Source organism: Streptomyces sp. NBC_01381, assembly GCF_026340305.1.
Classification (GTDB): Bacteria; Actinomycetota; Actinomycetes; order Streptomycetales; family Streptomycetaceae; genus Streptomyces.
In genome coordinates, this window is the sequence record NZ_JAPEPI010000002.1 from 2,870,913 (window position 1) to 2,892,213 (window position 21,301).

The 21,301-nt window shown below is 66.3% G+C and carries 18 protein-coding genes and 1 pseudogene; 10 read left to right on the forward strand and 9 right to left on the reverse strand.

From position 1 onward, the window contains the following. Positions 1-437: 437 nt before the first annotated feature. Positions 438-2,120 (reverse strand): DUF262 domain-containing protein, encoded by a 1,683-nt coding sequence (locus OG453_RS34370; protein WP_266872465.1) that lies wholly within the window; start codon positions 2,118-2,120, stop codon positions 438-440. 415 nt (positions 2,121-2,535) lie between these two features. Here OG453_RS34370 and OG453_RS34375 point away from each other — a divergent pair, with 415 nt between their 5' ends. Next, complete coding sequence (locus OG453_RS34375; RefSeq protein WP_266872466.1) at positions 2,536-3,135, forward strand: GPP34 family phosphoprotein; 600 nt, start codon at positions 2,536-2,538, stop codon at positions 3,133-3,135. 427 nt (positions 3,136-3,562) lie between these two features. Here the strand turns inward: OG453_RS34375 and OG453_RS34380 are convergent, their stop codons facing one another. Further along, a complete protein-coding gene (locus tag OG453_RS34380; protein WP_266872467.1) occupies positions 3,563-3,901 on the reverse strand; it encodes a co-chaperone YbbN in 339 nt (112 codons plus the stop codon). A 396-nt stretch (positions 3,902-4,297) separates the two neighbouring features. After that, a complete protein-coding gene (locus tag OG453_RS34385) occupies positions 4,298-5,437 on the reverse strand; it encodes a CdaR family transcriptional regulator (RefSeq protein WP_266872468.1) in 1,140 nt (379 codons plus the stop codon). An 87-nt stretch (positions 5,438-5,524) separates the two neighbouring features. Here OG453_RS34385 and OG453_RS34390 point away from each other — a divergent pair, with 87 nt between their 5' ends. From OG453_RS34390 to OG453_RS34400, 3 genes are all read left to right on the forward strand, one after another. After that, positions 5,525-6,580: a ferredoxin reductase gene (locus tag OG453_RS34390; protein ID WP_266872469.1), complete on the forward strand. Its 1,056-nt coding sequence runs from the start codon at positions 5,525-5,527 to the stop codon at positions 6,578-6,580. 7 nt (positions 6,581-6,587) lie between these two features. Then, complete coding sequence (locus OG453_RS34395; RefSeq protein WP_266872470.1) at positions 6,588-7,706, forward strand: acyl-CoA desaturase; 1,119 nt, start codon at positions 6,588-6,590, stop codon at positions 7,704-7,706. 699 nt (positions 7,707-8,405) lie between these two features. Beyond that, positions 8,406-9,140, forward strand: a complete 735-nt coding sequence (locus OG453_RS34400; RefSeq protein ID WP_266872471.1) for a trypsin-like serine protease — start codon at positions 8,406-8,408, stop codon at positions 9,138-9,140. Here OG453_RS34400 and OG453_RS34405 read toward each other — a convergent pair. Next, the gene (locus OG453_RS34405) at positions 9,127-9,897 is read right to left on the reverse strand and encodes an IS481 family transposase (RefSeq protein WP_323178691.1); all 771 of its coding nucleotides are present in this window, start codon (positions 9,895-9,897) and stop codon (positions 9,127-9,129) included. The genes OG453_RS34400 and OG453_RS34405 overlap by 14 nt on opposite strands. A 1,490-nt stretch (positions 9,898-11,387) precedes the next feature. On the opposite strand from OG453_RS34405, the gene OG453_RS34410 reads away from it, so the two are divergent. The 6 genes from OG453_RS34410 (at position 11,388) to OG453_RS34435 (ending at position 16,474) form a co-directional block, all read left to right on the forward strand. Beyond that, positions 11,388-11,957 (forward strand): hypothetical protein, encoded by a 570-nt coding sequence (locus tag OG453_RS34410; protein WP_266872472.1) that lies wholly within the window; start codon positions 11,388-11,390, stop codon positions 11,955-11,957. 82 nt (positions 11,958-12,039) lie between these two features. Continuing rightward, positions 12,040-14,313: a glycoside hydrolase domain-containing protein gene (locus OG453_RS34415; protein WP_266872473.1), complete on the forward strand. Its 2,274-nt coding sequence runs from the start codon at positions 12,040-12,042 to the stop codon at positions 14,311-14,313. Positions 14,314-14,372: 59 nt separating this feature from the next. Further along, positions 14,373-14,666, forward strand: coding sequence for a hypothetical protein (locus OG453_RS34420; protein ID WP_266872474.1), 294 nt, complete (start codon positions 14,373-14,375; stop codon positions 14,664-14,666). Positions 14,667-14,679: 13 nt separating this feature from the next. Further along, positions 14,680-15,384, forward strand: a complete 705-nt coding sequence (locus OG453_RS34425) for a hypothetical protein (protein WP_266872475.1) — start codon at positions 14,680-14,682, stop codon at positions 15,382-15,384. After that, a complete protein-coding gene (locus tag OG453_RS34430; protein ID WP_266872476.1) occupies positions 15,381-15,788 on the forward strand; it encodes a hypothetical protein in 408 nt (135 codons plus the stop codon). Before OG453_RS34425 ends, OG453_RS34430 begins: the two co-directional genes overlap by 4 nt. A gap of 20 nt (positions 15,789-15,808) precedes the next feature. Continuing rightward, positions 15,809-16,474 (forward strand): peptidase inhibitor family I36 protein, encoded by a 666-nt coding sequence (locus OG453_RS34435; protein ID WP_266872477.1) that lies wholly within the window; start codon positions 15,809-15,811, stop codon positions 16,472-16,474. Positions 16,475-16,752: 278 nt separating this feature from the next. Here OG453_RS34435 and OG453_RS34440 read toward each other — a convergent pair. The 5 genes and pseudogenes from OG453_RS34440 to OG453_RS34460 form a co-directional block, all read right to left on the reverse strand. Next, positions 16,753-16,977: pseudogene (locus tag OG453_RS34440) on the reverse strand (integrase); the annotation flags it as partial. A gap of 580 nt (positions 16,978-17,557) precedes the next feature. Then, positions 17,558-18,433, reverse strand: a complete 876-nt coding sequence (locus tag OG453_RS34445) for a class I SAM-dependent methyltransferase (protein ID WP_266872478.1) — start codon at positions 18,431-18,433, stop codon at positions 17,558-17,560. Positions 18,434-18,540: 107 nt separating this feature from the next. After that, entirely contained in the window at positions 18,541-19,674 is a 1,134-nt protein-coding gene (locus tag OG453_RS34450; RefSeq protein WP_266872479.1) for a tryptophan dimethylallyltransferase family protein, read from the reverse strand. Between the two features lie 288 nt (positions 19,675-19,962). Next, positions 19,963-20,823, reverse strand: a complete 861-nt coding sequence (locus OG453_RS34455; RefSeq protein WP_266872480.1) for a cyclopropane-fatty-acyl-phospholipid synthase family protein — start codon at positions 20,821-20,823, stop codon at positions 19,963-19,965. After that, the gene (locus OG453_RS34460) at positions 20,820-20,945 is read right to left on the reverse strand and encodes a hypothetical protein (protein WP_266872481.1); all 126 of its coding nucleotides are present in this window, start codon (positions 20,943-20,945) and stop codon (positions 20,820-20,822) included. Before OG453_RS34460 ends, OG453_RS34455 begins: the two co-directional genes overlap by 4 nt. Positions 20,946-21,301: the final 356 nt, after the last annotated feature.

Sequence of the window (21,301 nt, forward strand, 5' to 3'; positions counted from 1 at the left end):
GAAGAACGCGATGGTGCCGTCATGGTGAGACGCAGTCGTGGTCACAGGGTTCGGCGTCCGGTGCGCTCCAGGGTGACCGAAACGGTCATCACCACGGTGCTCGTGTCGCTGGTCGTGATCACCTTCGGCGCGCTCCTCATCCACACCCTCACTGGCCGCTAGCGCCCTCTTCGAACTCCCGTGCCGGGCAAGTCCGCTCACCCAAGGTTCTCCCTGTGCGGCGGGGCGGCACGGGCTTTGCGGGCAGAGTCGCCCGCTCCGGAAGCACCACCGACGAATGGAACCCGCTGTGAAGCAACGACTGGACCAGTCGGGCGTCGGGGTTGGGAAAGATCTGCACGACGCCGACTCGGCGCCAGTTGCCTGATGTGCGGTCAGTTGGAGCACGAGGCGGCATCGCGGGAAGTGGCGGGCTGCAGTCATGGATGGCGCTCGTGTCACAGCTCCCATGCGTCTGAGAGAGCGCCGAGTAGCTGGCCTTGACGTGTTTCCAGCAGAGTGGGGGTCCATGCATCGTGTTGCAGAACCTGACTGGTGAGGACGAAGTTGACGGCGCCCAATTTGCCGGTGAAGTACTTCTCCTTCTTGACCGCGAAGTCGTAGGTCTGCGCCTCAGAGTTCTTCCTGCGGTTGAGGAGGACGAGGTTGCCCAGGCGGTGGATCCACCAGTCCCGTTCTTCTTCGCTGAAATCGACGAGCCACTGCGATTCCGGCTTTGGGTTCTGCGGTAGCACGTGCTCTACCGTGATCAACGGGTGGGTGTAGACGGCCCCGGAGTCCTGGGCGAGCATTTCATCCAAGCGAAGCAGGATGTACTTGCGGGTCTTGGTATCGAGGTACAGCGGCCCGGCGAGGCGCTCACGGGTAGCTGCGCACTCGTCCTCGGTCAGCGTAAGCGAGGGTGCGTCGAGCCCGTGGCCGGCGTCGAGTTCCTTGAGCAGGTCCGCGAAGCGCTGGACGCGCGGTGTGGTGTAGATCCGGCGAATGAACATGCTGGCGGCGAGTCGCTCCAGGGCGCGGAGGAACCGGTCGAGCCAGTCAGGATCGTCGCCCTGATAGCGCAGCGCCCACAGCACGGAGGGTCGCCAGTCGTTGTTGTCGAGCTGCGAGAGGCGCCGGAACCAGGCGTTGACGGGCTCGGCGTCCGTCGGCGCGCCATAGCTGTGGTCGCGGATCTGCTCGTACGCGTCGGCGTACGGCACCAGGACATCGTCGACGAAGTCCTGAGCCTTGCCCGGCAGGAAATGCCGGTTGAGGACCTGCTCGGGGAACTCTCTGAGCAACTCCTTCTTGGCTCGCTCCTTAGCGAAGATCATTCGCAGGTGTAGGAACAGGTCGGCGAAGTCATCCCGTCCCAGGGCCTCCTCGGCGTCCTCCCACTTGGTGGTGCACGCGTCGGCGGCGTCCGGGGCCGCGGAGAGATCCCCGATGATGCGCGACTTGAAGATGTCGGCCGGGGAGAGGTCCAAACCCCGGGCATTCATGACGCTGAAGATACGGTAGGCGCCATGCAGGTCAGGGGTGCTCACGACGACGAGATACGTCTGCTTGAGCAGCATCTGAGCCAGCTCCACGCGACGTTGCTCAGGCCAGGGGGCGAGCTTCTCGAGAAGCGCCCCTGCGTTGGACTGGATGGCGCATTGCGCGTCGGTCTTGAAGGTGGCTGGCTTCCGGTCCAGCAGGTCGTTGATCGCGCCGCTGGTCTGCACGTTGCTGCGGAAGAAGTCGGCATCCTTACTACGCAAGGTCAGCCGGGCCTTGGGCGCAAGCCCGAGTGTGATGCTGCCCGGTTCGACCACCGTATTGGAGATCTCTCGCGCCACATCAGGATCTCCTGCCAGATCCCGCAGCACCGCCAGCAGGATGGTGAGGGTGGTCAGCCGCTGCTGCCCATCGATCACTTCCGCCCAAGCATCCTGCGGCCCCTTGACCAGAACGATGGCGCCGAGGAAGTACGGCTCATCACCACCGCTCTCCAGCGTTTCAGCGAGGTCGTCCAGCAGTTGTTCCGCGTGCTCGACCTGCCAGGCGTACGGGCGTTGGTAGTTCGGGATGTGGAAGTCGTAGTCGCTGCAGAAGACCTTGTACAGCGGGACCTCGTGCGCATCGAGCTGCTTCATGTCCACATGCTCCCCGACTGCGACGTCGACGGATAGGGAAGGATGGCGCTGCTTGATGGGCGTCCCGCTGCGTGGCGTAGCAGCGATCTTTTCGAGCCCCACAGCTTCAACATGTCTCATCCCTCCATGCGGCAGGACTCGTGCGGAGGCACCACGCGCCTGATGATCTTGCTTTTATCGACCGTTCGCAGCCGCTCGACGAACAGGCGGACGAAGCGGCTCGGGGATCCAGTACAGCGAGGACCCGCTGTTCTGAGGTCGTCGGCAGAAGCTCCCGCCGCCTTGCGAGAAGGGCTTCGGCGGCGCGGGCGGGGCGATACTGATGTTGACTGTTGCCCTGCCGCCGGGCCGGCCTCGGACGCGGGCCCGGTTGGTGGGCACGCACCTTTGTCGATGTCTCCGAGGGGAGCCGTTCATGACCACGGCGAAAGACCTGTTCATCATCGCCTTGGACCTGAAGCATTCCGTGGGGCAGGGCGACTTGTCCCTCGCACTCGCGGGAGCAGAGCTGATCGATCTCATCGGTGCGGGGGCCCTCGCCGTGGACGGCGAGGGCATTGTGCCGGGTGGACAGGTGACGCTGGACGATCGGTTCATGGACGAGGCTGCGGCAGGGATCACTCGGCAGGCGCCCTACGAGCGGATCGAGGACTGGCTGTGGCGCCGTGGCCGAGATCTCTCGGCCGCGTACCAGGCTGCCCTGGAGGAGAACGGTGAGCTGAAGGCGCAGCGGAGCGGCCGGTTGCCCTTCGGCTCGGAACGCGTGGAACTGCTCGATACGCCCGCGCGCCGCCGTGCAGCCGACCGCTGGAAAGAGAAGGAACCCGTCCTGGCCGCCCTCGCCTCGGTCGTGGGCATCGACGACGAACGATCCGATGATGAGCCCGGCCTCGATGACGAGGCGGTGACGACCGTGGTGGCCGCCGTCCACGACGCGGTGATGGAGCTGGAGGCCGTACGCCAGAGGCGGACCATCGAGAACGCTGCCTTCGCCAACCTCTGGCGCGGACCGTGAGCCGAGCCCGGCTTCGGGGCGCGGTCGAGTCCGACGGCGACGCGGTCGCACAGCCGTCGGGCGGGCGCCTACGGCATGTTCGTGGACCAGTTCCGGTCAGGGGCGCGCGGCCTACATCTGGAAACTGGGTATGCGTCCGGCCCACAGCCTGATCACGGTGTCTCATGAGACACGGCCAGGTCTGGAAAACGACGGGCACAGGATGCTCGCGCATCGCACTGCGGAGCGGGTGCGCGGCCCGGTCCGGCCGGGAGGTCACCTCCGTGTGGATGGACCTGGCGATGGCCGCTATGGCGCTGCCGGAGGGGACTGTCCAGGACGGTGTTATGTGACCTGTGGGGGTGTCTCAGCCCCAAGGTGTCTCAGGCGGCGCAGCTCCCATAGACGAGACGAGACGGGCGTCGCGGCCACGTGCCGCAGCGGCCGCTCAGAGGTGGCCGTCCAGGAGCTTCCGTACCTCGGCGATGGCCATAGGCCCCGTGCCGTGCGCCACCGCCTCTCCCTCCTTCAGCAGGACGTAGGACGGGGCTGCGGTGATCCCGTATCGCCCGGTTGCGGCCGGACAACGCGTGATGTCGGTGCGGACGGCCGTCAGGCGGCCCGTGTAGTCGTCGGCGATGCCACCCACGACGAGGTCCATCACTCGGCAGGGCTCGATTGCCTTGGGCCATGTCCCGGTGAAGTATGCGAGGACCGGAACTCCGCTCATCCCGAGGATGAAATTGAACTCCGCGTCCTCACGGGGTCGGTGAACCCGCTTTGCCATGGAAGCTCCTGACCTCACGTTCCGTCATTCCATCCCTATCATCCCTCGCGCGGTGTGCCAGGCCGGCCCGGTCGGTCGTCCGGTTGGCCTGTCGGAAGGGAGGCACGGGGCCGTCGCAGGCCCAGATCACCGACCGGATGCTCGATGAGCGCGTCGACGAGGGGACCGGTGCACATCGTCCACCGGATCCAGTCGAGCCGTATCCGCCACCGAGCTTCTCAGAGACAGCGCCCCCGACGGTCTTCTCGAGGCCTTGTCTGGTCTTCACATCAACCCCCGGTCTCAGCGTGCTCATGCCGCTCTTCCCTGGGCCGCATGAGCCAGTTGATGGGACCGAGGACGAGGCACGATTCCTGGACCGCTCGCGGACGCGGCCGTGGACGGCCGACGTACGCGTCAGCTGACCCCAAGACCGACCGCCAGCGTCAGTTCAAGGACCCGGTGCGGCGATGCGAGATCCGGAAACAGCTCCCGCAGCTGCGACATCCGGTACCGGACCGTCTGGGGATGGACGAACAACGCCGCCGCCACCTCCTCCCGCCTGCCCTGGTGCAGCAGCCACTCCCGCAACGTCTCCTCCAGCCGCCGTGCGGTCGCGGCAGGCAAGGTCCGCAACGGTGCGAGGGCTCGGGCACGCAGGTCTGCGAACGCCTCCGCGTCGGCGCTCAGCACCAGCTCGGGCAGGTGGTCCTCGGTGTCGCGAATATCAGAGGAGAGGGAGCGTGCGCGTACGGCTCGCGCGTACGAGGCGGACGCACGAGTCCATGGCCGGGCCGGGCCGACCACGGCGGTGCGGTCGGTCAGCTGCCGCAAGAGATGTGACCGGTCGGCATCGGGGACGAGCAGCACACCGGTGGAATCCGGCAGATCGTCCAGGACGAGGGTGCTCGGGTCGAGCGCGCGGTAGGCAGGCCGGGCCTGGACGGCGGGCAGCAGGACCGCGGTCAGCGAAACCGGAGGCTGCCACCCGGCCCGTTGAACAGAGGCCAGCAGCACGTCCGGGCTCGCGCCGGCGAGGAGGTCACGGGCCAGCTGTTCCAGGTGGCGCTCGTGGGCCCTGCCCCGGGCGGCCAGTTCGTCGGCGTGGCCCGCCGCGCTCGCGGCGGAGAGCTCGTCGATGTAGGCGAAGGTCAGCTCGGCGAACTTGGCGACCTCGGCTGCGGGCAGACCTGCGGGTACGGCTCCCGCTGCCAGGCATCGCCAGGCCACGCGGGCGCCGACGCGGTAGGCGCTGAGCAGGGCATCCATCGAACGGCCGTCGCGCACCTCGCCGCGGCCCAGCTCGTAGGCTGCGTCACCGGCGTCGCCGCCTGTGGCGTTCCCGCTCGCGAGGTCCAGGTAGTGCCCCAGGGCGGTGCGGACGGCTCGGCGGATGGTGCCGCCCATGCGGCCCGACAGGGCGTTGGCGTAGGAGGGGACCTCGTCGATGATCGCCTGGACAACCTCGTCGGCGGTGGTCTTCAGCACGGCCCGAAGTGCGGTGACCGTCGTCTCATCCAAGGCCAGTTCGCTGGCCCTCCGGATTGCTTGGCTCATGTTTTTGTTCCCTGCGAACAATTCAGTCGACCAGATTCACGTCCTGTGGTCAGGACTTTACGCCTTGAGGCGCACCAAGCTGGGGTCATGACGAGTACAGCCCTCCGCAGCAGGGCGTGGAAACTGCTGGAGATGGTCACGACGCCGCTGCTGCCGTCGGACTACCTCGACCTGGTCGGCCCGCTGCGTGCGGGCGCTGACCTGCGTGGGCGCATCGAGGCCGTGCACCCCGAGACGGGTGACGCCGCGACCATCGTGATCAGGCCGGGACGGGGCTGGCGCGGCCACACAGCCGGTCAGTACGTGCGGATCGGGGTCGACGTCGACGGGGTGCGCCTGTGGCGTGCCTACTCCATCACCTCGCCGACAAACCGCCCAGACGGCCGCGTCACGATCACCGTGAAGGCGATCGAGGACGGCAAGGTCAGCAACCACCTGGTCCGCAGGGCGAAACCGGGCACGCTGATCCAGCTCGACCAGCCGGCCGGTGACTTCGTGCTGCCGCAGGCCAAGCCCGCCAAGGTGCTCTACCTGACGGCCGGCAGCGGCATCACGCCCGTGATGGGCATGCTGCGCGACATCGAGTTCGACGACGTCGTCATGGTCCACTGCGCGCCACAGCCGCAAGACGTGATCTTCCGCAACGAACTGCACGACCTGGTCGCGGACAAGAAGCTGCGGCTCACCGAGGTGCACACCGACACAGACGGCATGCTCGACATCGCCCGTCTCGACGAACTCGTGCCCGACTGGGCCGAGCGCGAGACCTGGGCCTGCGGGCCCGCGGGCCTGCTCGACGCCGCCGAAGAGCACTGGACCGAGCACGGCGTCCAAGAGCGCCTGCACACCGAACGCTTCCGCCCCAGCATCGTCGTCGCCGGCGACGGCGGCGAGGTCACGTTCAGCGCCACCGGCAAGACCGTCGACGCGGACGGCGCCACGCCGTTGCTGGACATCGGCGAGGAGGCCGGCGTGCTCATGCCCTCCGGATGCCGCATGGGCATCTGCTTCGGCTGCGTCACGCCGCTCAAGGCGGGCGCCGTCCGCGACCTGCGCACCGGCGAGATCACCGAGGCCGAGCCCGGCGTCCTCATCCAGACCTGCGTGTCCGCCGCGGCGGGCCCCTGCGACATCGAACGGTAGGAGCACCTTGACCGCCATCGACCCCACCGCCCACCTGACCGCGGAGCAGATCGAGGAGCTCGGCCGCGAGCTGGACGCGATCCGCGACGAGGTGATCGCCGGCCGCGGTGAGAAAGACGCCGCCTACATCCGCAAGGTCATCTCGGCGCAGCGCAAGCTCGAGCTGGTCAGCAGGGGCGTGCTGCTGTTCTCGATCTTCCCGCCCGCGTGGCTGCTCGGCACCGCCGGGCTGTCCGTGGCGAAGATCATGGACAACATGGAGATCGGCCACAACATCCTGCACGGCCAGTGGGACTGGATGCGGGACCCGAAGATCCACTCCACCACCTGGGAGTGGGATCACGTCTCGCCGTCCGAGCAGTGGAAGCACTCGCACAACGAGCTGCACCACACGTACACCAACGTGATCGGCAAGGACAACGACCTCGGCTACGGCATAATGCGCGTCGACGAGGACCAGAAGTGGCACCCGTTCCACCTCGGCCAGCCGCTGTGGAACTTCATCAACGCCTGCTTCTTCGAGTACGGCATCGCAGCGTATGACCTGGAGCTCGGCAAGAACCTGAACAAGCGCCGCCGCAAGAACCCGGAGTTCCGCGCGCGGGCCAAGGCCGTGGGCCGCAAGATCCGCAAGCAGGTGCTCAAGGACTACGTGATCCACCCGCTGCTGTCGGGCCCGTCGTTCCTTCCCACGCTCGGCGCCACGTTCACCGCGAACCTGGTCCGCAACCTCTGGACCCACTCGGTGATCATGTGCGGACACTTCCCCGAGGGCGTGCAGGTCTTCGAGCGCCGGTCGATCAAGGGCGAGACGCGCGGCCAGTGGTACCTGCGCCAGATGATGGGCTCGGCGAACATCAGCGGCAGCAAGGCCATGCACTTCATGACCGGCAATCTGTCGCACCAGATCGAGCACCACCTGTTCCCGGACCTGCCGAGCAACCGGTACGCCGAGGTCGCGGTGAAGGTGCGCGCACTGTTCGAGAAGTACGAGCTGGAGTACGTCACCGGCCCGCTGCCCAAGCAGGTGTTCTCCGCGTGGCACAAGGTCTTCCGGCTCTCGCTGCCGAACAAGAAGCCCAAGGTCAAGACGCCGGACCGCGAGCAGGAGCTCGTCGCGGCCTGATTCCCGGTATTGGTTCAGATCTTTCGGCCGCACCGGCGGCACCGCCGGGTTCGGTGAGATCCGTTGCGGACGGTGGGCGGCCGCGACATCAGACCGTACGACACGGGATCCGGGCAGCCCGTGTCCGGCTGCGCTGCCTGGACGTGCGCCAGGAGCTCAGCACACAGCCCCCCCGGCGAGGTGTTGTAGTGCGCTGACTTGCCGTGGTCGGGCCGGTAGTCGGGGGCGTACGCGCACTCGGTTTGCCGACGGGCGGGCTGGGGGGGGAAGGCATGGGCTGTGACGTGGACACTGCCGGAACCGATGCTCGCCACCCCTGTGTCCCACCCTGCGCTGCTGCCAGGGTGGTCGGGTGAGCCGAAGCGGGACGGTTCTCCGGCCGGTCTCTCCATCGACGCCGGCCAGGTGGCGCTGCGCTCCAGAGGCGACACCCAGATGGCAGCTGCGTTCCCGGAAGTTGTGGCCGGGGCCGTGCAACTGCCGGACGCGACCGCGCTAGACGGTGATATGTCACCTGCTGGGCTGTCTCAGCCTTTCGGTGTCTCATCCGGTTGCGCCGACTACGTCCTCGGCTGCCGCCGGGGACCCGGAGCCTGCCATTGTGCTGTCGTGATGTCGTAGGGCTCGTGCGGAACGTTTTTGCTCAGCGGGGTCTCTCACTAGGCGTACGGCTGGACCCCCTGAGAGGAGTTGTTCTGCATGGTGCGTCGCGTTCGTGTACTGCTGCTGACCGCCCTGGCGCTGGTAATGGGCTCGGTGATGTCGTCCGCTCCGGCCTCCGCTGTCATCGGCGGGTCAAAGAGCACCTACGGCCCGTGGGCGGTACGCATGCTCGTTGACGGCAAACCGGCGTGCACCGGGACAGCGGTTTCCCGTCAGTGGATCCTCACCGCCTCACACTGTTTCTACGAGCAGGCGCAGCCGGTCGCCGACAGGCGGATCTCCTTCCGGGTGGGCAATCTCGACATGCGCAAGGGAACCAAGGTCCGCCCCATATCTGGCAAGCGCGTGGGCAGTGCGCACGCCGACATGATGCTCGTCAAGGTCGCCCCGATGAATGTCCGCACGGCGCGCCTGTCCACGGTCGGTGTCCACCGCGGCCAGGCCGTGCGGCAGTACGGGTGGGGCGCCACCTGCACCAGGGACGAGAGCGCCTGCCAGTCTCCCGTCCTCAAGCAGTCGGACCTGAAGGTCGTACGTCCGAACGACCCCCTGTGCGCGGGTCACACCGCACCGGGCGGCCCCGACTTCTGCATGAAGAAGGTGTCCGGGATTCCCGCCGGAGGCGACTCCGGAGGCCCGGTGATGACTGTCGGCCCCCGTGGCACCGAAACCCTCATCGGCGTCTTCAACGGCTCCGACCGGGAGAAGAGCGCCGAGGCCGGGGAGGTCTCCCAGCAACTCTCCTGGATTCGCTCAGTCATCCGGCGATAGCGCCGGCGTGGCACTGCGCCTGCCGAAAACTCCATCCGCGCAGCTCAGGCAGCATGTTGGTATTCGTGTCGGGCTCCGCCGAGGCGGTCTCTCCCGCGCACTTCAGTTGGGTGATCTGTGCGCGGGGGAGTGGTGCGGGGACGGCGCGCAGGGGTGCTGCCTGGTCTATCGCTTGGTGGGGCCGGTGGAGGTGGTAGTGCAACTCGAACTCGCGGAGCACGTGCAGGAGATGGCTGTGATTCCACACCAGCGTGCGGTCCAGCAATTCCCGACGACAGGTCTGTATCCAGGGCTCCGTGATCGAGTTCATTCGAGGTATCTGGATACCGCTGGCGAGGACCTGCAGCCCCGCATCGGTCAGCACGGCGTCGAAAGCATCGGTGAACTTGGAGTCCCGGTCTCGTATGAGGAACCTGGCCTTGCTGCCCACGTCCTCCAAGTCCATGGTGAGGTTGCGCGCGAGCTGTACCGCCCAGTCCGCGGTGGGGTGTGCGGTGGCACCGAGGATCCGGATGCGCCGGGTGGCGTGCTCGATGACGGCGAAGACGTACAGACGCGCCCCGGTCAGGGTGCGGGTTTCGAAGAAGTCGCACGAGAGCAGCGCGTCCGCCTGGCTGCGCAGGAAGTCGGCCCAGGTCGTACTCGCGCGTTGCGGTGCGGGCGGGATGCCGTGCTCACGAAGGATCTCCCAGACGGTGGAGGCGGCGACCTTGATGCCCAAGGCTGCGAGTTCACCGTGGATCCGGCGGTCCCCCACGAGCTGTTCTCCCGGGCCAGGCGCAGGACCAGGGCGCGGATCGAGCGGACGGTGGTGGGCTGGTGGCCGCGTTGTTTCGGCGCGCAGGTTGCGGCATGGCGCCGATTGAGCAGGTTACGGTGCCAGCGCAGGATCGTCTCTGGTCGTACCAGTAGCAGGCGGTGCCGCAGCTTCTCCACCGGCAGGTGGTGGAGAGAGCCGGCGAGGATGGTTCGGTCGATGTCGGTGAATGTGGGCCTGCCGACCTGGCGTTGCAGGACCAGTAGCTGGTGCCGCAGCGCCAGTATCTCCATGTCCTTCTCTCGGTCGCTCATCGGCAACAGGCGTAGCAGGACGAGGGCGTTGGACACGGCGAGGTAAGTCAGGCGCAGCAGCACGACAGGTCATGATGCCGTTGCCGGGCAAGGTGAAGGGACAGTGGGGGAGCGACGGGCACGGCCGAGATCAGTGATGAGGTCGTGACCTGGCCGGATGAATTGCCGGCACCTGCACAGTTCGCCTGCGATCCTCCGGTATCCCCAGTGCGGGTTCTCCGTGGCCATCCTCAGCACCAGCTCCCGTAGGACGGGCTGGGCCGGCGGTCGGCATGGGCCTCGCCGTTTGTAGGTCCAGCGGCGCTTGACCATGTCGGAGTGCCAGCGCAGCAGCGTGCCGGAGTGACGAACAGGCGCCCTCGCACATCCTTGGGCAGCAGCCGGGACAGCGCCTCAATCACTGCCCGGTCCGCCCATGAGGGGTGTGGCCGGCCAACCTGGCGGCGGAGAACAGTGAGTTGGTGCCGCAGTACGAGTATCTCCGCATTCTTGGAAGCCTCCGATCGCACCAGCAACGCAATCCACCCTAGGACCTTCGAGAAGGTCAGATGCAGCAGCCGCAGAGCCATGCCTCAGGATCTCGCCCTGCCCGGCCTTGACCGCAAGGCCAGGCCAGCAGGGGTAGCCGAGTTTTAGGCACCCACAGGATCACTCCCGCTACCTGCAGCGATGACTTTTCGAGCAGCACACCATACGAATTGAGTCGACCTTCGCCCGTCGGAGGAGGTCCTTCTCAGAGTCCACTTTCACGCTTTGGTCACAAGGAGGTCGCAGGTCCCTCGCTCTATCTGCGGCACCGTCCGGTTCCTCCGCCTCGGCCTGGGCTTTCAGCCAAGCGTTTGCCCGACGGTGTACGGCCTGTGCCTGGTGTGCCTACGGTGACTATCGCGCTCGCCGGTCCAGACCAATCCGGCGTCATGCGTACTCACGGGGCGGCCGGGGGGATTACTGATGCAGCACACTCAGCCGGAATGCATGTTCGCGCGGCAACGCGTCTCGCTGTATCGCCCCTGAAGCCCTGCGTGGGGAGACATGGGCTGTAGCGATTTTGGCCGAACTCTGTGCGTGGTCCTTGGTATTTGCCATGCCCTGGCGCGCAGCCCCATAGGGCGCCGCTGCTGCAACGAATTCGAGCCGACGGCCTAGCTCACTCACACCCGGAAAAGGATGCCCTACTTGAGCACGTCTGCTCGCACAACGCCCCCTGCATGCAGGGTCTTCGCTGCCCTCGCAACTTCGGCCGCACTGGCTGCCGGCCTCATCGCCATCGCCATTCCGGCGCAAGCTCTGGGCACAGCCGGCGAGTTGTGCGCCTCGACCGACACCAACTTTCGTGAACGGGCACTGCCCGGCGCGAAGCCGGACACTCTCGTCGCCGTCGACGTGTGCGGCGGAGCAGCCAACGGGATCGAGTTTCAGGCCCGCGCCACGGTGCACCGGCAGATCTTGGTCGACCAGGTAGTGGACAAGTCCGAGCGTTTCGCCAGCTTCAAGGTCATCACGCGCGCCGAGATGCGCACCACCGCGACGAGTGCGGACACCGTGGTCGCGTCGAAGACGTGTGACTTCACTGAACAGTTCAACAAGGACTGGGTCAGTGCCACCGACCTCAGCTGCCAGGCGCCAGCCACTCGCTTCAATCCAGCCGCTTGGTGGTCATCGGACACCACCGTCACCTACGACATCGAAGGCGACGGCAAGGGCCCAACCACGTGGCAGCTGGCTGGCTCTTCGCTCGTCCACTGACCCTTCCCCGGCCGCTGCGGCCATCTCCCCGTCCGGGGCTGCGGGGCTCCCCTTTTGACCAACCGACGATTGAGGAGGACCAATGGCGGACGAGATGGTCAAACGTGCCCAGCAGTTCATCAACAAGACGTACGGCAACGGCGCCACCCTTGGCATTGCGAAGCTGGAGGAGAACGGGCAGACCAGCTGGACCGTCATGTATGCCCTCACCCGTGCGCTGCAGTACGAGATGGGCATCTCTTCGCTGTCCGACAGCTTCGGGCCTGCCACCCTCGGGGCCCTCGGCGAGAAGTACGGCAAGCTGAACGAGACCACCATCCCGTCGGCGAACTTCTGCCGGATCATCCAGTCCGCCCTGTACTGCAAGGGCTACGACGGCGGTGACATCGACGGCAAGTACAACGCTCGCGTCAAGGCCGCAGTATGGAAGATGAAGCTCGACAGTGGCTCGTACCGTCCGTACCCGGACGAGAACCTGTGGCCGAAGGAGGTCAAGGGCCTGTTCAACATGGATGCCTACGTCAAGGTCAACAACGGTTCGACCGGCATCAACGTCATCCAGCAGTGGTTGAACGGCGAGTACCTGCTCCGCAAGGACTACTACCTCATCCCCTGCGACGGTCACCACTCGCGCGACGTGGCCAAGTCGATGCTCCTGGCAATCCAATATGAACTGGGCATGGCTGATGGTGTCGCGAACGGAGTCTTCGGGCCCGGAACTCAATCCGGACTAAAGAACCACACAGTGTCCATCAGCAGCCCATCCAGCGTGTGGGTGCGGCTCTTCTCCGCAGCCATGCAACTGAACAAACGCCCGGTCTCCATGTCGGACTCTTTCCAAGGCGTACTGGAAGACGCCGTCCGAGAATTCCAGACATTCCTCAAACTGCCTGTGAACGGGAAGGGCGACTTCCAGACCTGGTCCTCGCTGCTGGTTTCCTACGGCGACCAGTCCCGCAAGGGCGAGGCGTGCGACGGCGTCACAAAGATCACCCCAGCTCGGGCGCAGGCCTTGAAGGACGCCGGCTACAAGTACGTCGGCCGCTACCTTTACAACCCCTTCCCGGATCAGAAGCCGTACGAGAAGGAGATCCAGCCCGGCGAGCTCGCGACGATCAAGCAGTACGGGCTGAGCTGCTTCCCGATCTGGCAGACATACGGGCGCGGTGTCGATTCCTTCAGCATCGGTCAGGGCATGGCAGATGGACTGGCCGCCGTGATCGCTGCGGAGAGGCACGGCTTCAAGCCGGGCACCCGAATCTTTTTCGCCGTCGACTACGACGCCGTCGACCACGAAGTCACGTCGCACATCATCCCGCACTTCCAAGGAATCAACGACGGCATCGAGTCCGCGGGAGGCCAGTACAAGGTCGGTATCTACGGACCGCGCAATATCTGCTCCAGAGTCTCCGGGCAGGGGCTCGCGGAGACTAGTTTCGTCTCGAACATGTCCAGTGGGTTCTCCGGAAACCTTGGCTACTCCATGCCGACGAACTGGGCCTACGACCAGATCGTCACGAAGACCATCGGTTCCGGTGACGGAGCGATCGAGATCGACAACAACATCGCTTCCGGCCGCGACAAGGGCCAGAGCTCTTTCAACCCGCCGACCACTCCTGAAAAGGACCTGGACGTAAAGTTCGACAAGACCTGGTGGGATCAGTTCCAAAAGGACATCCGCGCCTACATGGAATCGGTCGATGTTCCCGAATCCAACTGGTACACGAAGTGGACCACCACCGAGTGCATCGACTTCATCATGAACTGGGACACCGTATTCACCGACCTGGCTCGGAGGCTGAAGATGCGCAAAGCTCTGATCCAGCTACCGGTGTTCTGGGAGATGCGGCACTACAACATCAGCAAGGTACTCACGGTCGACGACCGGTACTCCGATGCTGCTGTGTACCAATACCACACCGGAAAGCTGCCCGACTGGTGGCCGGACCGGGTCACAGACTCGATGCGTGACTCGTCCACAGGCCTGGCGCAGATATTCGGCGCGACTGCGATCAATGCACGGAACCATGCGGTCGATCTGGGACTTCTGTCTGCGGCATCACGGCGTGACTCGTCCAAGGACAAGGAACTGTTCGAGATATGGACAAAGCTGCTGACAAATGATCAGTTCACCATGGCCACCGTGCCCTACGTGCACATGTACCACGGTTCGCTCATAGGTGTTGCCCGTCCAGGACTCAACACGTCATATGCGGATACCGAGAAGATCCTGATTCGCTACCAGGGGGCGCTGGACAATGCGGACGCGCAGCGCGAAGGAAAGAAGCGCATGGGCCTCTACCGGTTGATTGACGACAAGTACTATGCGCCGATGCGGAAGTACCTCGGACAGTGAGAGGACCTCTGCGGACTCAAGCAGCGTTCTGGGGCAATCTGCTGGTCGGCATACCTGCCATGATTCCGCTACACAGCGCGTGGTGGCTCGCCGACCACCACTGGTTCGCCGGCGCAACATTCGACACGGAGCCCCCCGCCATCGTCGAGGTGTGCGGAGCCGATTGCGACCAAACCGGTCTGGCCACGCTCGTCTTGGTCGTAGCCGGCAGTTTGGTCCTGCTGATGATCCTCGTCATCGACGTGCTGATCCCGCTACACCGCGACAAGCCCCTCGCCCCATGGTTGAAGGCCACGGCTCTCATTCCTGTCCCGTACATCCTGCTCCAGGCCGCCCGTGCGGTCTTGACCTGAATTGGAGTCAGGCATGACTTCTGATCTAACGCGCCGCACCATCCTCAAGCACAGTACGGCGCTCCTCGCCGGTGCCGCACTCGCGACGACCGCAACCACACTCGTGGCATCTCCTGCCCAAGCCGCGGGAACATCCGCGAATCCTGACCGGAACCGCGTCCTCACGGGCAAGCCGAGCGCGAACGGCTGGGAGATGGAGAAAGTCGTGAACGACGGTGGCTCTGTCTGGAACCGGCCCGTCGCCGGCGTTGGTATGAGTGCAGCCGTACGCATCGGGGACGTGGAAACCGTCCTCGTTCATGTGATCCGCCGCTTCCAGTACGAGATCGACGAGCTCCGCACGGGCGACGTCATCGGCTGGCGCTCCCCGGGCAAGGTCCGCAAGGGCCTGCCCGAGAGCAACCAGGCTTCGGGAACCGCCGTACAGATCCGCCCCGGCCACTACCCGCCGGGAGCGAAAGGCGGGTTCTTCCCGCACCAGGAGCTCGTGATACGTGACATCCTCGCCGACCTCGAAGGCATCGTCCGGTGGGGCGGCGACGATGCCAAGCCAGACGAATCGCTCTTCTACATAGACGTGGGCCCCGGCGACCTTCGCCTGGCCCGGGTTGCCGGGAAGATCCGTGGCTGGAACCCCACTCCTGGCGAGGGTGCCGGGGTCATCGTCGACCCCTCGCTGCCGTCCCGGCGTCGCAGGGCCGCGACACTGACACGATGAAACGACTCCTCCCCGCACTTCTCCTCGCCGTAGCCCTCCTCACCGCAGGCTGCACAGACGACGCAGGACCGCACAAGGACAGCACGGGTCCGTCCGGTCCCCCGACCATCAGCGAGTCACCCTCCCCGCAGGCCACTGATCTGGCCAACCGCTACCACGCGTCCGGTGGGGGCCGTGACGTAGTCGGTATCCGCCAGGCGAAGAACAAGAGCGGACTCCCGATCCTCACCGTATGGACCCAGAAGAAGAGCGGCTACGCGCAGTTCGACGACTTCGCCACCAACTTGGCGTCCTTCCTGGCTGGGGAAGGCGTCCGTCTCGACCACGGCTACGTACTCAATGTGTACGGCCCGGACGGAACCCGGCTGCACACCTACGACACGACACCGGAGAAAAACCCGTGATACGCAGACCCCTGACCGCCATGGTTCTCGCCACCGCTACCGTCGGCGCCTTTCTGTTCGCCGGAAGCCCTGCCGTCCACGCCGACGAGCCAACCCCAGAACCTTCCGTCACCGCCCCGACTGAGACTCCCGAGGAAGAGCCGCCGGTAGAAATTCCGGTGGACCCGGTGATCGCCGAGTACAACGGCCGGAAGATCAACCTCGCCGAGTCATGGGAGGGCGCTACCAGCTGCACCGAGATGCCCAGCGGAGAGGTCCACTGCTACGACTCGGACGAAGAGGTACTGACCGATCCCGAACTGCCCGCCGAGACACGCAAAGCGACCATCGAAGGGGCCGGCGACGACGCCTCAGCGGCACGCCCCAGCCGGTGCGTCGCCGACTACTGGTGCCTCTATATGGACGCCAAGTACGAAGGAAAGATTCTCCGGTTCTCCGCCGACGGCGGGAAGAACCTCGCCAACTACGGCTGCCGCGACAAGCTGAGCTCGGTCTACTACTGGGTCAATCGATGGCACATCAACTATGGCGACGCCAGGATCATCGACAAGCGTTCGTGGCCGGTCAACGATAGGGTCAGGCAGCTTGACGCTCCGGCTCATGTCTCCCGCCTCTCGAGTCTGGGATATCCCAACGGTGGCAACTGGAACGACAAGACCGACATCTTCGATGTCCGCCGCGCCTAGAACCTGTGGCAGCACGGCGAAATGATCTTCTGCGACCGTTTCGCAGTGTCTCCCAGGCCAGTGGGAATGGGAGCACAATCGGGCAGTTGACATTGCCTCAGGTGGCCGGATCTGAGCGAGATCGCCGTTCGGCGTTTGAAGCCGCGGAGTCAGGCGAAGCTGCGCTCAGCCCCCCCTGCGCCGCTCGAAACGTCATCGCTGCACGTCATGCTGCATGTCTGTACTCGTTGATGAGCTGGTTGCGGGCCTGGAACTCGATGCGTATGCCCAGGCTGGGTGAGATTTCCCGCTTGTTGCACCGCCCAGGCCCGGGTCGGGTGGGCGGTGACCCCGGTGATGTGCAGCCGCCGGGTGCGGTGCTCGAGGAATACCAGCGCGTACAACCGCCTGTTTCGTGGAGCGGCGGGGCCAATACCGGCCGCGTTGAGGGTCTCCCACATTGTCGAGGCGGCGATCCGATACCCGAGTCGGGCCAGTTCCCCTTGGATTCGCCGGTGCCCCCACCACGTCGGATCCGCTTGCGTGCAACAGGGAATGTGGCAAGTTCGTCGGGGAGGGGGCGGAGGGCCCCAGCGGCGCCGTACTTCCGCATACGGCGTCGTACGGATGCCAACGGACCTTCAGAACTCCGAACCAGAATCGCGCACTTGACTGGGGGTCAAGGGGTCGCAGGTTCAGGAGCGGCGGGAGGGAGCGGTGGGAGGGGGCGGGCTCCCTCCCAGCCCCCATGTCTGTTTGCTCCCACTTGGCGGCGCTGTGGGCGGTGGTAGTCGGACGGTACCCGGCGTACAGCCCGACTCGTCTGCTTTTGCGGCCCTGACCTTGCCTGGTTGGCCTGGGGGTTTCCCGCGAGTTCCCGAGGGGGTGTGCACTGGTCGTGCACTGGGATGACCCCTGCGGGCGGCGGGGCCAACGCGAGCGTGGCGGTCGCGGTGCCAGCACATGGAGAGCGACCCCCGTGTGGGCGGGACCGGCGTCATGCGACGCGCCCTGGCTGACGCGGTGGCCGAATCGGCGAGAAGCCCAGCAGCGTGCAGTTGCTCGGGCTTCTCGCATCTTCGAGTGCCTCGCCTCACCTCGGCATCACTTGCGGAGCAGCAGCAGGAAGAAGCGGATCTTCTCGCGGATGAAGGCCCGAACGGGCGGCAGGGCCGCACCCATCTGCGCGGCGTACTCGGGCCCGAACCGGCTGTCCATCTCCTCGCGCCGGTCGTGAAAGCCAAGCTCCACCATGTCCATGCTCAGGGCGAGGTTGGCCGTCAGGTCCTTGAGCTCAAGGGTGTGGAAGCCCGCGTCCTCGACCAGACCGAAGAACTCCGGCATGCGCAGGGGGAGATTGCTGACGAGGACCTGATCGTAGAGGGCGGCATCGGCCGCGGTCGGATCGGCGACGAGCACGGCCTCCAGGACCAGGAACTCACCACCGGGCCGGAGCACGCGCCATGCCTCTTTCAGGGCCTTGGCCCGGTCCATGTGCCCGATGCTCTCCACAGCCCAGGCGCCGTCGAACGACTCGTCGTCATACGGGAGTTGAGTGGCATCGGCGAGCTCGAAGGCCAGCCCTTCGCGGCCGGCCGCGAGCCGGCCCGCGCGGTCGATCTGCTCCTTGCTCACGGAGATGCCCGTGACGTGCGCCCCGGTCCGCTCCGCCAACTGGGCGGCCGGGCGGCCCGGGCCGCAGCCGATGTCCAGGAAGCGCTGTCCGGGCCGGAGGTGGAGGAGACCGATCAGGTAGTCCGTGTACCGGTCCTGCGCCTCGGACGACAGGGTGACCAGATCCAGGCCGGCCGGGTGCGGCGCGTCCGGGGGCACCCAGAGCCCGCAGTGCAGGCTTTCGCCGAGGGTCTGGTGCCAGACGTCACCGAACTCGTCGTACCAGGCGCCGACTTGTTCGGGGGCGATCGGATCGGCCTGCTGGGCGATCGGTCCGGCGCTGGGGTTGGGGCTCTCTTGCGACACATGTCCTCCTGACGGGAAAACGGCACGGCGGCGCAGCAGTGAAGGCTGCGCCTGGGGAAACCTGCGGAACGGCGTGCGGTGGTGCGGGAACCTGCCGGTCACCGCCGTCAGGCCGGGCGGTACGTGCCCGGGGCGAGGTAGACGGCGAAGCGCGGGGCCGAACCACCGCGGTAGGAGAGGAAGTTCTGGGTCACCGACTCCTTCAGCGGGCCGTCCGCCAGGGCGTGGAGGGCAGCCGTGTAGGGCGCCGGGTCCACGTTCTCCTCGCGCATGAAGGCCGCCACGCGGTCGTGTGCGGACGCGTCGTGGCTGTGACCGGGGATGAGCGGCACATAGAGCGTGGCACTCGGGGCGTCTTGCGCGGAGTTGAAGCCCCAGCAGGTGACGGGGGGCTTCGGCCATCCGGACTCGCGGTGTCCGGTGACGCGTTCAAGAGCACGGGCGAAGGAGCCGGGTACGTGATCGCGGGCGACGGCCGACTGGGCATCGATGTCGTCGGCGCTCACACCTGTGTGTGCGAGATAGACCTTGCAGCGCGCCTCTTGGCTGTCGGACAGGTCCAGGGCCAGGGCGGCAGGCTCGTGCGCGATGCCATGGACGCCGCCCAGGTGGTCGGCGAGGGCGCGCCAGGGGCGTTCCATGCCCAGCCGGACCATGGCCTCCTCCGTGCGGGCGACGGCGTGCTCGCGGCCGGCGACGGCGGGGTTGAGATAGATCTTGTAGAGCGGGTGTCCGCCCCGCCATGCAACCCCGTGGGAGAGCGAGAAGTATCCGCGCGGGTCCCGGTCGGTGAAGAGGTCCTCGACGGCGAGATAGCGCTCGATCGAGACTCCCGGACGGCCGGCCAGAGCCCGGGTGAACGCCCTGCCGTCTTCCTGACGGGCCAGCGACGTACCCGGGTGACTCGGGGTCTCCAGTGAGAGGCGCAGCTCGCTCTGGCCGTCGGCCCAGGCGAACGACACTTCGAAAGGCATGCCGTCGATGGCGACCCAGCACGCGCGCTCGGGCGGCTTCCCCGCGGGGAGTTCACCCCAGTCCCCTAACAGCTCGCGGACCAGGGCGAGTCGAGACCGTCGTTCGCTCTCGCTCGCGCCGAGCACCTCGCTCCCGCGCCGGATCTTGTCGCAAGCGATGTCGGCGTAGCTGTCGGTCGGTCGGTACCTCCGGGACTCGAAGCGCACGGGCCGTCCCACCATCTCGGCGGCGACTCCCGTGTCCGGTGTGAGAGCAGCGGCTTCCATTGACTCTCCCTGCACGACTGGGAACACGTAACGGGCGCAAACGATCGGATCGTCTCATCCGGTGATCGCGGACATCCGTCATCCGGAGAGATTCATTCGACTATGGAGCAGTAAGTACGGCTATTTCAGCCAATGTTCAGCATCATCCGAAACACCACTACGCAGGACAAGTGGAGTTGGCGGCAAATGACCGCAATCCGTAGCCAGTCGTGCGCACATGGTCGCACCTGCGCTTACCCAGGGTCGTACCGGTCTGCGCGAGGTCGGGCCGAGAACGGCCTGAAGATCTCACCCGGGAAGTTTGCGCACCGGTTTCGACGCGACGGCCAGCGCGTACCCGATGCCCCGTGTCGCGGCGAACTGTTCCACGACGGCCCTTGCCCGCCCGAGCGCCTCGCTCGCCGCGTCGGTCTCCGCGACCTCGGGGACCACGGCGTCGGAGAGCGCGGCGAGGACGCACTCGAGGGTCCTGCGGACGCTGTGGTCGGAGACGTCGAGGAGCTCGTCCAGTACGAGCCCGCCGTCGGTGACCAGGCCGGGATAGTCGTCCAGCGGGGCGATCGAGGCGATGCCGGCCATCTGGAGGTACGCCGCGAGGCCGGCCTCCTCGGCCTCGGTGACCGGGGTGCGCCGCACCAGGTTCGCGATGACCAGGCGGCCGCCGGGTCGCAGGATCGTGGCGAGTTGCTTCAGTACGCGCCGCGGATCGGGCATGTGCAGCAGGGACTCGAACAGCCACACCGCGTCGAAGGACCCGGGGGCGAAGCGGAGGTCGGCCGCGTCGCCGTGTTCGAACTTCACCTGGCCGCCCAGCCGTTCGGCCTCGGCCGCCAGGTTCGCGAGCCGGACCTGTTGGCGGCTGATGGTGATGCCGACGACCTCCGCGCCCGTGGACCGGGCGAGCCGGAGGGCCGGGCTGCCGGTGCCGCAGCCGACGTCGAGGACCCGTCCGCCCCTGCGCACCGCGAGCTTGTCGATCATGAGGTCGGTCATGCGCCGGGACGCCTCGGCCATGGAACCGGTGTCGGCGGGGCCGTCCCAGTATCCGTAGTGCAGGCTGCCGCCCATGAGGGCGCTCAGCAACTCGGTTCCCTGGTCGTAGAGTTCTCCGACCACTTCGGCTGTGACTCCGCGCCTGTCGGCGGTCATGGTCCTGGCCTCCCCTTCAGCAGCTCACCGGTGACGTCCACCGCGTCCCCCTGCGCCGTGTCGCCGAAAGCGAGCGTGATCTTCCCCGTACGGCGCGGAGCATGCCGGACCTTGCCCGACATTTCCCACGAACCACCCCTCGGAACTGCATTCCGGCCAATCTCCGGACCGCACATCTGACGGGTCACCTCACGACTGCGCCCTGTGGTCCGGTGGCGCGGCCGGGGCCCGCGCCCCAGTGGTGCCGCCTCCGGAAGCGACCGCACCTGCGGATTGACCACAAAGCGCCACACGACCGATCAGTCGGCTGCAAGAACGGCCGAATCGGCCACCGCCCCGGTTCGCGTCGCAACGTTCTGCGACATGATCGCTACGCATCGTTCGATGACGTATTCACCAGACGACTGAGTGCGCCCTTCCTCCTGTGCGGCCGACCGGCATGTCGGCACCGCCGTGCTCCGGGAAGCCGGCGCAGAGG

Excerpts from the sequence above, each read along its gene's own strand:
- OG453_RS34370 (WP_266872465.1), bottom strand. The coding sequence starts at position 2,120 with ATGAAGCAGCTCGATGCGCACGAGGTCCCGCTGTACAAGGTCTTCTGC.
- OG453_RS34375 (WP_266872466.1), top strand. The coding sequence starts at position 2,536 with ATGACCACGGCGAAAGACCTGTTCATCATCGCCTTGGACCTGAAGCAT.
- OG453_RS34380 (WP_266872467.1), bottom strand. The coding sequence starts at position 3,901 with ATGGCAAAGCGGGTTCACCGACCCCGTGAGGACGCGGAGTTCAATTTC.
- OG453_RS34385 (WP_266872468.1), bottom strand. The coding sequence starts at position 5,437 with ATGAGCCAAGCAATCCGGAGGGCCAGCGAACTGGCCTTGGATGAGACG.
- OG453_RS34390 (WP_266872469.1), top strand. The coding sequence starts at position 5,525 with ATGACGAGTACAGCCCTCCGCAGCAGGGCGTGGAAACTGCTGGAGATG.
- OG453_RS34400 (WP_266872471.1), top strand. The coding sequence starts at position 8,406 with ATGGTGCGTCGCGTTCGTGTACTGCTGCTGACCGCCCTGGCGCTGGTA.
- OG453_RS34415 (WP_266872473.1), top strand. The coding sequence starts at position 12,040 with ATGGCGGACGAGATGGTCAAACGTGCCCAGCAGTTCATCAACAAGACG.
- OG453_RS34420 (WP_266872474.1), top strand. The coding sequence starts at position 14,373 with ATGATTCCGCTACACAGCGCGTGGTGGCTCGCCGACCACCACTGGTTC.
- OG453_RS34425 (WP_266872475.1), top strand. The coding sequence starts at position 14,680 with ATGACTTCTGATCTAACGCGCCGCACCATCCTCAAGCACAGTACGGCG.
- OG453_RS34430 (WP_266872476.1), top strand. The coding sequence starts at position 15,381 with ATGAAACGACTCCTCCCCGCACTTCTCCTCGCCGTAGCCCTCCTCACC.
- OG453_RS34435 (WP_266872477.1), top strand. The coding sequence starts at position 15,809 with ATGGTTCTCGCCACCGCTACCGTCGGCGCCTTTCTGTTCGCCGGAAGC.
- OG453_RS34450 (WP_266872479.1), bottom strand. The coding sequence starts at position 19,674 with ATGGAAGCCGCTGCTCTCACACCGGACACGGGAGTCGCCGCCGAGATG.
- OG453_RS34455 (WP_266872480.1), bottom strand. The coding sequence starts at position 20,823 with ATGACCGCCGACAGGCGCGGAGTCACAGCCGAAGTGGTCGGAGAACTC.
- OG453_RS34460 (WP_266872481.1), bottom strand. The coding sequence starts at position 20,945 with ATGTCGGGCAAGGTCCGGCATGCTCCGCGCCGTACGGGGAAGATCACG.